The following is a 10,714-nucleotide window of genomic DNA, read 5'->3' as shown; positions in this document are numbered from 1 at the left end:
GAAGGTCGAGATCAGGATGCTCGACGTCAACGCCTGGCTGGAGTACCTGCTGCGCCCCTTCCCGGGCGGCGCGGGCCCCACCCTCCTCCAGGCGCCGAACCCGCCCCGCTACAGGAGGGTCTTCTCGTAACTCTTGTCCTGGGCGGAGTCGTAGACCAGCTTGCCCGCGGCGTCGTAGCCCTTGATGTGGGGAGCCATGGTGACCTGCTGGTTCAGGATGCCGGCGGCGACGAACCAGCCGTGGTCCAAGGCGGCCGACAGGGTGGCGTCGCCGTAGGAGACGGTCACCTTGGCCACCGACGGCTCGACCCTGCCGATGACGCCCCAGCGGAACGGGAGCTTCCAGTTGCCGCCGTCGAGCATCGACTGCCGGTGCAGCTTGCCGCCGTTGGGGTCGGCCATCACGGGTCCGGCGTCCGGCACGTTCTCCAGGTCGTCACCGACGCTGGTGTTGAGCCCCGAGGCCTCGCGGTTCTTGATGTTGCAGATCAGCCGGGTCTGGTGCGGCTTCTCCTTCACGGCGACGACGAACATGCCGTCGCCGGGCGCGTTGGAGTCGCCGGTGCTGTTCATCGCCAGGATGATCCGGTAGCCGTCGGCCTTGCCGAGGTCCGCCGCGGCGCCGATCCTGCTCGTGGAGCCGTTCAGCCGGTTGTCGCCGAGGCAGGTCTCCAGTCCGTCCGCGGCCTGCGCGAGCGTGATCCCGTCGAGCAGCTGCCCCGGCGTGGCGGGTCCCTCGGGTCCGGTCGGCGTCGGGCTCGGGCTGGGGGTCGGCTTCGCGGACGACGTGGCACTGGCCGAGGTCTGCGGCGTCGTCGTGCCCCCGCTCCCGTCCGGCCCGGCCAGCGCGTACGCCCCCACCGGCACCGCCGCCAGCGTCACCAGGGCCGCCCCGGCCGCCGCCACCCGGCGCCGCCGCTCGACCAGGCCCCGGCGGCGGATCGCGGGATACGGCGCCGGCGACGGCCGGATCGTGTACGCGTCCTCGGCGAGCAACTCACGCAGCTGCTCCTCGAAGTCGCGCTCTCCTTCCGTCTCCTGCCGCTCCCCGCTCACCTGCTGCCTCCCTGCCCCGTCGATGTACGGCTGCGATCAGGCCCGTCCATGGCCTGCGCGAGCCCCGGATACGTACGCAACTTCGCCAGCCCCTTGGAGGCCTGGCTCTTGACCGTGCCGGGGGAGCAGCCGAGGATCTCGGCGACCTCCGCCTCGGCCAGGTCCTCCCAGTACCGCAGGACGATCACCGCCCGCTGCTTGGGCGGCAGCCCGGCCAGCGCGCCGAGCAGCGCGCTGCGCTCGTCGGCCCGCGCCACGGCCTCGTCCCGCCCCGCCACCTCCGGCGGCGCCGCGGTCAGCGCCTCCGTCACGCGCCGCTTGCGGAAACGGTCGCTGTTGCAGCTGACGAGTATCTTCCGGACGTACGCCTCCGGGTTGTCGCTGCGTGCCACGCGCCGCCAGGAGCGGTACGCCTTCGCCAGCGCGGTCTGCGTCAGGTCCTCGGCGTGGTGCGCGTCGCCCGTGAGCAGATAGGCGGTCCGTACGAGACGGGACCACCGCGCTCTGACGAATTCCTGGAACTGGGCCTCTTGTTCGCCCTGCATCAAGCACCCTCCCTCGCCCTCCAGACCACCGTCCGCGCGATTTTGGTTGCCCGGGATCCGGCACCGGGATCGAATGGACTCATGGAGAGTGTCGTGGGGAGCGCGGAGTTGTGGGAGGAGCGGGGCGTCGGTGTGCTGCGGCTGCCCTCCGGGCGGCTGGTGAGGGGCCGGGGCCTGCGGCGCCCCCTGGAACCGGGGGCACCGACTCCGTCGTACGGCGTCTACCTCCTCGGAAAGCCGCCCCCGGACCTCTCCTGGGAGTCCCGCTGGCTCCGCTGGCCCGACTTCCGGCTGCCCACGGACCGCACAGCCGCCCGCGCGGTGCTCACCGAGGTCTGGGAGCGGGCCGCAGGTGAGCGCGTGGAGGTCGCGTGCGGCGGCGGGCGGGGACGTACGGGGACGGCGCTGGCCTGTCTGGCGGTACTGGACGGCGTACCGCCCGAGGAGGCCGTCGCGTACGTCCGCCGTGCCTATGACCGGCATGCGGTGGAGACGCCGTGGCAGCGGAGGTATGTGCGGCGGTTCGGGGACTGACTCCCGGTGCGTGACTGAGCCGATGGATGCCAAGAGGGCATTCCTTGGTCGCGGTGCCGTAGACCATCGGACGACAGCGACCCTGCGCCCGTGCCCGGCACAGTGACGGCATGGAGAAGACCAAGGGGATCAAGGGGACCAAGGGGATCAGCCGGGCGCAGTTCCTGGGCGGTGCCGCGGCTCTCGGAGCGGCAGCGGCGGTGTTGCCCGCGGGCCGCGCCGCGGCGACCGCCGGACATGGCGGGAACGGACCCGGACTGAAGCGCCGCGGCGTCGTCTACACCGTAGGAGCGGGCGAGACTCCCGCCACGGCCTTCAGTCTCACGCGCATGCGCCAGGACATCCGGGCCATCCGCGACGACCTGCACGCCGACACCGTCGACGTCACCGGAGACGGCGTCGAACGCCTCAACGCCACCGCCTCGGAGGTGGTCGAGCGCGGACTGCACGCCTGGGTGCAGCCGACCCTCGGGGACGCCCCCGAGCGGGACATCCTGGACCACCTCGCGGAGACGGGCAGGCACGCGGAGCGGCTGCGACGGCAGGGCGCGAGCGTCGAGTTCAGCGTGGGGTGCGAGTTCTGGCTGTTCGTGCCGGGGATCGTGCCGGGCGAGACGGTCCTGGATCGCATCGAGAACCTCCAGAAGGGCACGGTGGACTGGGAACGGATGCAGCGCCGCCTCGCCGCCTTCACGGCGAAGGCGGCGAAGGTCGGCCGCTCCGTCTTCCGGGGCAGGCTCAGCTACGCCGCCGCCCCGGACATCGACAACGTCGACTGGAACCTCTTCGACGTCGTCGGCATCGACTACTACTCGTACTTCCCGCGCCGGGCCGACTACGTACGGGAGTTGAGGCAGTACCTGCGCTGGGGCAAGCCGCTGGCGATCACCGAGTTCGGCACCTGCACGTATGCCGGCGCCCCGGAGGCGGGCGGCATGGGCTGGAGCATCGTCGACTACGGCAAGAACCCGCCGGAGATCAAGGGCGACCCGGTGCGCAGCGAACGCACCCAGGCCGCCTACCTGGTCGATCTGCTGGACGTCTTCGAGTCGATGGGCCTGTACGCCGCGATGGCCTTCGAGTTCATCACCGCGGACGCCCCGCACCGCCCCGACAACCCGCGCTACGACCTCGACCTGGCGAGCTACGCCATCACCAAGCCCCTCAAGGACCGCCCCGACGACCCGAACTCCGACTGGCACTGGGAGCCGAAGGAGGCGTTCCACGCCCTGGCGCAGCGCTACGCCAGGGCGTGCCGGTCACGTCACTCGCGTCACTCGCAGTAGACGTCCTCGGCCGGCCGCTCTCCCGTGGCCAGGAAGCGGGAGACGGTCCGGTCGCCGCAGGCGTTGCCGTTGGCGAGGTAGGCGCCATGGCCGGTGGAGTTCACGGTGACCATGACGGCACGGTCGCCGAGCGCCTCCCGGAGCTTCAGGGCGCCGCTGAGCGGGGTGGCAGGGTCACGTTCGTTCTGCACCATCAGGATGTTGGACGCCCCGCTGTCGGTGATGTGCGTCGGTGCCTTCGGCTGATACGGCCAGGCGGCGCAGATCATCGCGTTGCGCGGCATACCGGCGGTCAGCGGGTACGTGGCGCGGCTCTCGGCGACCCCCTTCCGGTAGACGGCGGCCGACCTGGGCCAGGCCACGTCGTTGCACAGCGTGGCGGCGCCGACCGCGGCGCCGTTCTGCAGCACGGCCTCCGGCGGGGCGGCCGGCGCGGGCGGCACGGTGCCGTCCTGTGCGGCGAGGATGAGCTTCGCCAGGTCGGAGTAGCTGTCGGGTTCGTAGAGGGTGTTCAGCAGGGTCTGGCGCAGCACATTGCCGTTCAGCTCCTCGGGATTGGCGCCGGGCCACGGAATGGGTTCGCGGTCGAGCCGCGCGGCCAGACGCAGGAACAGCGGCCGTACGTCCGCTGCCGACTGGGCCAGCCGGTGCGGGTTGCCGGGCGCCGCTGCCCAGGCCGCGAAGTCGGGGAAGGTGTCCTCGACGCCCTGCTCGTGCGCGGCGAGCCAGGCGCGGTTGACCCGGGTGGGGTCGGGGTTGTCGTTGCTGTCCAGCACGACGCGGTCGGTGCGGAACGGGAACAGCTGGCTGTGGACCGCGCCGATGTACGTGCCGTACGAGACGCCCCACACGGAGAGCTTCCGCTCACCGAGGGCGGCCCGGATGCTGTCGACGTCGCGGGCGTTGTCGACCGTGCTGATGTGCCGGAGCAGTTCGTCGCCGTTCCGCGCGCAGGCCTTCGCCATCCGACGCGCGGCGGTCATGTTCCCGCTGACCGAGCCGTCCGGAGCGGGCCAGGGGCGCAGTGCGGTCGTGGCGAGGTCACCGGTGGCGAGGCCGCAGCTGACGGAGGTGGAAGGGGCGTTCCCGCGCGGCGCGAACCCGATCAGGTCGTAGGCGTCCCGCACGCTCTGGGGTAACTTCTGCCCCTTTGCGGAGGGGGCCTTGAGACTGGAGCCGCCCGGCCCGCCCGGAATCATGAGCAACGCCCCCCGGCGGGCGCCCGGCTTCTCGCTGGGGAGGCGGGAGATGGCGAGGTCGATCGTCTTGCCGTCCGGGTCGGCGTAGTCCATGGGCACTTCGAGGGTCGCGCACTGCTGACGCGGGTCGAGCCCGCTGCCCTCGCACTTGGTCCACTTGAGAGAGGGGGTGGCGGCGGAGGAGGAGGCGGTCAGCGGGCCGGTGAGGCCGAGGAGGAGGGCGGAGGCGGCGACGACGGGGGCGTGGCGCTTGATCTGCTTCATACGGTTCATGCGAACGAGCCTCGCGGAACCCCGGCACCCGCCACATCCGGGAAACAGCCCTGTTTTCCCGGGGGTTTACCCCAGTACCACCCTTAGACGTCGTCTCAGTTGGTGTAGCGGCGGTAGCAGATGAGGGTGCCGGCGACGCCGACGAAGGCCAGGAAGTGCTCGGCTTTGCGCTCGTAGCGCCTGCGCAGGCGGCGGCAGCCTAGGCCTTCGAGCCCGGCTTCCAGTCCTGGACGAGGAGCCCGAGCAGCACCTCGTCCAGGAACTCGCCCATCACCCAGGCCGAGGAGCGCAGCACGCCCTCGCGGACGAAGCCGTTGCGCTCGGCGGAGCGCAGCATCGCGGCGTTGTCCGACAGCGTCTCGATCTGCAGCCGCTGCAGGCCGCGCACGACGAAACCGTAGTGGCACAGCACCGCGACCACGTCGGTGCCGTAGCCCTTGCCGCGAGAGGACGGCAGCAGCCCCAGCCCGATGTGCGCGGACCGGTTGTGGTTGTCGATGCCCCACAGCGTCGCGGTACCGACCAGCGTGCCGCCGTGCAGCTCCACTACAGAGAACGGGACGTGCCCCTGCTCCTTGTCGTCCACCACGAGCCGCGAGTCCTTCGAGCCGGGCGTGATCGGCCGCCACGGCCGGCCTTCGGACCGCGAGGAGTTGACCACGTCGTCGTAGAGCTCAGCCCGCAGGATCGGGATGTCGTCCTCATGCCGGGCCCTGAGCCCGACCTTGCTGCCCCTAAGCATGCAAGCTTCCTATCCGACCGGGCTGGCCGGCGGCAAACCGATAAGGCGGGCAGGACCGCCGGGTTCTGCGGATGTGCAGTGCGTCCGTGGCAAGGGGGTTGCTCGCCAGGTAGATCGCACGGGCGTACTCGGGTGTCTGCAGGAGGCCTGGGACCACGGCGGGTGCCCACTCGCAGATACTCGTCGCCAGCCGCTCCAGCTCCGCTGCATGCGCGAAGTAATCCGCATACCGCTGTTCCTTGATGAGCTTCCGCCATATCCGCTCGAAATACCGTCGGTTTGTAGCACCTCGTCAATCCACTGCGCCACATCCAACTGCGGTTTCCGAATGGCCTGTTCGAACTGACCGATATACCCGCCGGAAACGAAGACCCGTCCCCCCGGCTCCACTTGAGTGATACCGGCATCTTCCCGTCTCCGCTTCAACTCCGTCCCGAAGAACTCCCAAGCCGCTTGTCGTGAACCGTTGGCCACGGCCAACCCCCTTGCGCTGACCCGCACTTGTAGTGCACAGACTCCTGCCGAGTGTAGTTGCGGAGGGGCACTGTGGGGACACGAAGAGTGAAACCCGGAAAGAAGGGGAGCACGGTGGAGGCACAGCACTCGGCGCTCTGCGTCGAAGAAGCGGAGGACACGGTGAAAGAATTGCGTGCGGCACTCGCGAAGACCGGAATTACTCTGCCGTCACTCGGTCTGGACCCGGTGAGTCTTGCGCGGGAGGCGCCCTGTCCGCTCGTGGAATTGGGGCGGTGTTCCGTCGAGACCGCGCAGCGACTGGCGGCGGTGCTGCGATGAAACCGCCGGTCGGTTCGTACGTCGTGGACACCCGTACCGGGAGGGTCGGGATCGTCATGGGACACGTGGGGCCTTACGTGCAGCTGAGACCGTACGGCGGAGGGCGGGAGTGGGACGCCGACCCCGGAGCCGTGCGCCAGGCCACCCCGGCCGAACGGCTCAGCGCGGCGACGGCGTACGCCAATGCCCGCAGCCGCGGTGAGGTCCCTTGAAGCGTCGCCAAGAGCCCTTCAAGCCCTTCAAGCCCTTCAAGCACAGAGCCCACCGGCCGTAGGCGAGAATGGCTCCATGAGTCTGTTCCGCGACGACGGCATCGTGCTGCGCACCCAGAAGCTGGGTGAGGCGGACCGGATCATCACGCTGCTCACGCGCGGTCACGGGCGGGTACGGGCCGTGGCCAGGGGCGTGCGGCGGACCAAGTCGAAGTTCGGGGCGCGGCTCGAACCCTTCTCGCACGTGGACGTGCAGTTCTTCGCGCGGGGGAGTGATCTGGTCGGGCGCGGGCTGCCGCTGTGTACGCAGAGCGAGACCATCGCGCCGTACGGGGGCGGGATCGTCGCCGACTACGCGCGGTACACCGCCGGGACGGCCATGCTGGAGACCGCCGAGCGGTTCACCGACCACGAGGGCGAGCCGGCGGTGCAGCAGTATCTGCTGCTCGTCGGCGCCCTGCGGACGCTCGCCCGAGGTGAGCACGCGCCGCATCTTGTTCTGGACGCGTTTTTGCTGCGCTCCCTCGCCGTCAATGGGTATGCCCCCAGCTTCAGCGACTGTGCGAAGTGCGGTATGGCCGGGCCGAACCGGTTCTTCTCGGTGGCGTCCGGGGGGTCCGTCTGTGTGGACTGCCGGGTGCCGGGGAGTGTCGTACCGTCGCCGCAGACCCTGGAACTCCTCGGCGCGCTGCTTACGGGAGACTGGGAGACCGCGGACGCGTGCGAGCCGCGGTACGTCCGGGAGGGGAGCGGGCTGGTGTCCGCGTACCTGCACTGGCATCTGGAGCGCGGGCTGCGCTCACTTCGGTACGTAGAGAAATAAGCACCGGCTTAGGGAGACGAGAAGCACATGGCCACACGCGGGTTCCTGGGGCGCCAGCGCCGCGAGTACAAGACGCCGGAGCCGCACCCGTCCGGCGCCCGCCCGCCGAAGCTTCCCGGCGAGCTGGTACCGAACCATGTGGCGATCGTCATGGACGGGAACGGGCGGTGGGCGAAGGAGCGGGGGCTGCCGCGTACCGAGGGGCACAAGGTCGGTGCCGAGCGGGTGCTGGACGTGTTGCAGGGCGCGATCGAGATGGGTGTGGGGGCGATCTCGCTGTACGCCTTCTCGACCGAGAACTGGAAGCGGTCTCCGGACGAGGTGCGCTTCCTGATGAACTTCAACCGTGACTTCATCCGCAAGACCCGGGATCAGCTCGATGAGCTGGGGGTTCGAGTGCGGTGGGTGGGGCGGATGCCCAAGCTGTGGAAGTCGGTGGCCAAGGAGCTTCAGGTCGCGCAGGAGCAGACCAAGGGCAACGACAAGCTGACCCTGTACTTCTGCATGAACTACGGCGGCCGGGCCGAGATCGCCGATGCGGCGCAGGCGTTGGCGGAGGACGTACGGGCCGGGCGGCTCGACCCGTCGAAGGTCACGGAGAAGACCTTCGCGAAGTACCTGTACTACCCGGACATGCCGGACGTCGACCTGTTCCTGCGGCCGAGCGGCGAGCAGCGTACGTCCAACTATCTGCTGTGGCAGAGCGCTTACGCCGAGATGGTGTTCCAGAACGTGCTCTGGCCGGACTTCGACCGGCGTGATCTGTGGCGGGCGTGCGTGGAGTTCGCTTCGCGGGACCGGCGGTTCGGGGGAGCGATCCCGAACGAGGAGCTGCTGGCCATGGAGGGGCGGACGGACTCCGGCCAGGGCTGATGCCGGGTGTGCGGAGGCGGTCGCCGTGCCAAGGGTTTCTCGCCCCCGCCGCCCCTACCCGTCCCGTCCTCCAGGGGCTCCGCCCCTTCGGCCCCGCCAGGGGGCTCCGCCCCCTGGACCCCCATCGGCCCGAAGGGCCTCCTCCTCAAACGCCGGACGGGCTGGATGTGGCCGAGCCCCGGGGACGGTCTCCCCGGACCACCCGCACGCAACCCGGCTCAACCGCCGGAGGCCGCCGCGCAGTCCTCGCACGTGCCGAAGATCTCCACCGTGTGCGCCACGTTCACGAACCCGTGTTCCGCCGCGATCGCGTCCGCCCACTTCTCCACCGCCGGGCCCTCGACCTCGACGGCCTTGCCGCAGACACGGCAGACGAGGTGGTGGTGGTGTTCGCCGGTGGAGCAGCGCCGGTAGACGGACTCGCCGTCGGACGTGCGCAGGACGTCGACCTCGCCGGCGTCGGCGAGGGACTGGAGCGTGCGGTAGACCGTGGTCAGGCCGACGGAATCGCCCTTGTGCTTGAGCATGTCGTGCAGTTCCTGCGCACTGCGGAACTCGTCGACCTCGTCCAGCGCCGCCGCCACGGCGGCCCGCTGCCGGGTCGCGCGGCCCTTCACTGGCGGTCCAGCGGTCGTCACCGGTTGCCTCCTCACGTCTGCACTTGCCGGGCCATTGTGCCAGCCCGGCCTGTGCACGGTCAGACGCCGACCTTCCCGTCGGCCTCCCGGGTGGCCGGAATCGCACACTCCGTCGGGTCCCCGGCCGGCTGTTCGCCGGTCATCGCCCGCGCGCGGCGACGGGCCAGCGGGGTCGCCAGCGCGGTCAGGACGATGAACGCCCCGATGGTCAGGAGCACGATCGTCGCGCCGGGCGGCACGTCCTGGTAGTACGAGGTGACGGTCCCGCCGATCGTCACGCTCACGCCGATCGCCACCGCGATCGCGAAAGTGGCCGCAAAGCTGCGGCTCAGCTGCTGGGCCGCCGCCACCGGCACCACCATCAGTGCCGACACCAGCAGCAGCCCGACCACTCGCATCGCGACCGTCACCGTCACCGCCGCCGTGATCGCCGTCAGCAGGTTGAGCACGCGCACCGGCAGGCCCGTCACCCGCGCGAACTCCTCGTCCTGGCTCACCGCGAAGAGCTGGCGGCGCAGGCCGAGGGTGACCAGGACCACGAAGGCGGCCAACAGGCAGATCGCCGTGACGTCCGACTCCGACACCGTCGACAACGAGCCGAACAGGTACGACGTCAGATTCGCGTTCGAGCCCGTCGGCGCCAGGTTGATGAACATCACGCCGCCGGCCATACCGCCGTAGAAGAGCATCGCGAGGGCGATGTCGCCGCGCGTCCTGCCGTACCAGCGGATCAGCTCCATGAGGACCGCGCCGACGACCGCGACGAGCGTGGCCATCCACACCGGTGACCAGGCGAGCAGGAAGCCGAGGCCGACGCCGGTCATCGCGACGTGGCCGATGCCGTCGCCCATGAGGGCCTGGCGGCGCTGGACGAGGTAGATGCCGATCGCGGGGGCCGTGATGCCGACCAGGACGGCGGCGAGCAGGGCCCGCTGCATGAAGGCGTAGTCGAGGATCTCCATCAGCTCAGCAGTCCCGTCCGGATCGGTTCGGCGTCGTGAGCCGCGTGCGGGTGTACGTGGTCGTGGCCGGGCAGCGCGTGCTGGCCGACCGCCTCCGGGGGCGGGCCGTCGTGCGTGACGCAGCCGTCGCGGAGCACGATCGCCCGGTTGATCAGGGGCTCCAGGGGGCCCAGTTCGTGCAGGACGAGCAGGACGGTCGTACCGGAGGCCGCCTGGTCCCGGAGCGTGCGCGCCAGGACCTCCTGGCTCGCCAGGTCCACGCCCGCCATCGGCTCGTCCATGATCAGCAGTTCGGGTTCGGAGGCCAGGGCGCGGGCTATCAGGACGCGCTGGTGCTGGCCGCCGGAGAGCGCGTTGACGGAGTCCTTGGCACGGTCGGCCATTCCCACCAGCTCCAGGGTGCGCCGTACGGCCTGGTGGTCCGCCTTGCGGAGCATGCCGAAGCGGGCCCGGGACAGGCGGCCGGAGGAGACGACCTCCGTCACCGTGGCGGGCACGCCGCCCGCGGCGGTGGTGCGCTGCGGGACGTAGCCCACGCGCGCCCAGTCGCGGAACCGGCGCCGCGGGGTGCCGAACAGCTCTATCTCGCCGGCGCTGACCGGCACCTGGCCGATGAGGCTGCGCACGGCCGTCGACTTGCCCGAGCCGTTCGCCCCGAGCAGCGCGACGACCTCACCGCGGTGGGCGGTGAGGTCGATGCCGCGCAGGACGGGGCGTGAGCCCAGCTCGGCGCGGACACCGCGCATCGATATGACGGGCTCACCCATGGGTCGTCC

At 70.5% G+C, this 10,714-nt stretch carries 13 protein-coding genes and 2 pseudogenes; 6 read left to right on the top strand and 9 right to left on the bottom strand.

The window, feature by feature from the left end; genetic code table 11:
• Positions 1–108: 108 nt before the first annotated feature.
• Both ABT063_RS02630 and ABT063_RS02625 read right to left on the bottom strand, forming a co-directional pair.
• On the bottom strand, positions 109–1,056 hold the full coding sequence (locus ABT063_RS02630) for a hypothetical protein (RefSeq protein WP_351055215.1): 948 nt from the start codon (positions 1,054–1,056) through the stop codon (positions 109–111).
• Complete coding sequence (locus ABT063_RS02625) at positions 1,053–1,601, bottom strand: SigE family RNA polymerase sigma factor (protein ID WP_351055214.1); 549 nt, start codon at positions 1,599–1,601, stop codon at positions 1,053–1,055. Before ABT063_RS02625 ends, ABT063_RS02630 begins: the two co-directional genes overlap by 4 nt.
• Positions 1,602–1,682: 81 nt before the next feature.
• On the opposite strand from ABT063_RS02625, the gene ABT063_RS02620 reads away from it, so the two are divergent.
• On the top strand, positions 1,683–2,135 hold the full coding sequence (locus ABT063_RS02620; protein WP_351055213.1) for a protein-tyrosine phosphatase family protein: 453 nt from the start codon (positions 1,683–1,685) through the stop codon (positions 2,133–2,135).
• 110 nt (positions 2,136–2,245) lie between these two features.
• On the top strand, positions 2,246–3,421 hold the full coding sequence (locus ABT063_RS02615; protein ID WP_351055212.1) for a glycoside hydrolase family 113 protein: 1,176 nt from the start codon (positions 2,246–2,248) through the stop codon (positions 3,419–3,421).
• On the opposite strand, the gene ABT063_RS02610 is transcribed toward ABT063_RS02615, so the two are convergent.
• From ABT063_RS02610 to ABT063_RS02595, 4 genes and pseudogenes are all read right to left on the bottom strand, one after another.
• Positions 3,409–4,884 carry an alpha/beta hydrolase gene (locus ABT063_RS02610; RefSeq protein ID WP_351055246.1) on the bottom strand — a complete coding sequence of 492 codons (1,476 nt, stop codon included), beginning with the start codon at positions 4,882–4,884 and terminating at the stop codon, positions 3,409–3,411. The two genes, ABT063_RS02615 and ABT063_RS02610, sit on opposite strands and share 13 nt — an antisense overlap.
• Before the next feature lie 104 nt (positions 4,885–4,988).
• Positions 4,989–5,093 (bottom strand): annotated as a pseudogene (locus ABT063_RS02605) (IS5/IS1182 family transposase); the annotation flags it as partial.
• The gene (locus tag ABT063_RS02600; protein ID WP_351055211.1) at positions 5,093–5,635 is read right to left on the bottom strand and encodes a GNAT family N-acetyltransferase; all 543 of its coding nucleotides are present in this window, start codon (positions 5,633–5,635) and stop codon (positions 5,093–5,095) included. The gene ABT063_RS02600 and the pseudogene ABT063_RS02605, both read right to left, overlap by 1 nt.
• Positions 5,636–5,717: 82 nt before the next feature.
• Positions 5,718–6,109 (bottom strand): annotated as a pseudogene (locus ABT063_RS02595) (helix-turn-helix domain-containing protein); the annotation flags it as partial.
• 114 nt (positions 6,110–6,223) lie between these two features.
• Here ABT063_RS02595 and ABT063_RS02590 point away from each other — a divergent pair.
• The 4 genes from ABT063_RS02590 (at position 6,224) to ABT063_RS02575 (ending at position 8,338) form a co-directional block, all read left to right on the top strand.
• Complete coding sequence (locus tag ABT063_RS02590; protein WP_351055210.1) at positions 6,224–6,430, top strand: hypothetical protein; 207 nt, start codon at positions 6,224–6,226, stop codon at positions 6,428–6,430.
• Complete coding sequence (locus tag ABT063_RS02585) at positions 6,427–6,642, top strand: hypothetical protein (protein ID WP_351055209.1); 216 nt, start codon at positions 6,427–6,429, stop codon at positions 6,640–6,642. The genes ABT063_RS02590 and ABT063_RS02585 overlap by 4 nt, the downstream gene beginning before the upstream one ends.
• A gap of 76 nt (positions 6,643–6,718) precedes the next feature.
• Complete coding sequence (recO, locus tag ABT063_RS02580; protein ID WP_351055208.1) at positions 6,719–7,465, top strand: DNA repair protein RecO; 747 nt, start codon at positions 6,719–6,721, stop codon at positions 7,463–7,465.
• A 27-nt stretch (positions 7,466–7,492) separates the two neighbouring features.
• Positions 7,493–8,338, top strand: coding sequence for an isoprenyl transferase (locus tag ABT063_RS02575; RefSeq protein ID WP_351055207.1), 846 nt, complete (start codon positions 7,493–7,495; stop codon positions 8,336–8,338).
• A 218-nt stretch (positions 8,339–8,556) separates the two neighbouring features.
• Here the strand turns inward: ABT063_RS02575 and ABT063_RS02570 are convergent, their stop codons facing one another.
• From ABT063_RS02570 to ABT063_RS02560, 3 genes are read right to left on the bottom strand one after another with little or no spacing between them, the layout of a single operon-like run.
• Positions 8,557–8,976, bottom strand: coding sequence for a Fur family transcriptional regulator (locus tag ABT063_RS02570; RefSeq protein WP_351055206.1), 420 nt, complete (start codon positions 8,974–8,976; stop codon positions 8,557–8,559).
• Between the two features lie 59 nt (positions 8,977–9,035).
• Positions 9,036–9,938, bottom strand: coding sequence for a metal ABC transporter permease (locus ABT063_RS02565; protein WP_351055205.1), 903 nt, complete (start codon positions 9,936–9,938; stop codon positions 9,036–9,038).
• Complete coding sequence (locus ABT063_RS02560) at positions 9,938–10,705, bottom strand: metal ABC transporter ATP-binding protein (protein WP_351055204.1); 768 nt, start codon at positions 10,703–10,705, stop codon at positions 9,938–9,940. Before ABT063_RS02560 ends, ABT063_RS02565 begins: the two co-directional genes overlap by 1 nt.
• Positions 10,706–10,714 lie beyond the last annotated feature (9 nt).

Origin of the sequence: Streptomyces sp. NPDC002838 (genome assembly GCF_040295365.1) — a bacterium.
Taxonomy (GTDB): domain Bacteria; phylum Actinomycetota; class Actinomycetes; order Streptomycetales; family Streptomycetaceae; genus Streptomyces.
Note: the sequence above shows the minus strand (reverse complement) of the source record. Positions and strands in the feature narration are given on the sequence as shown.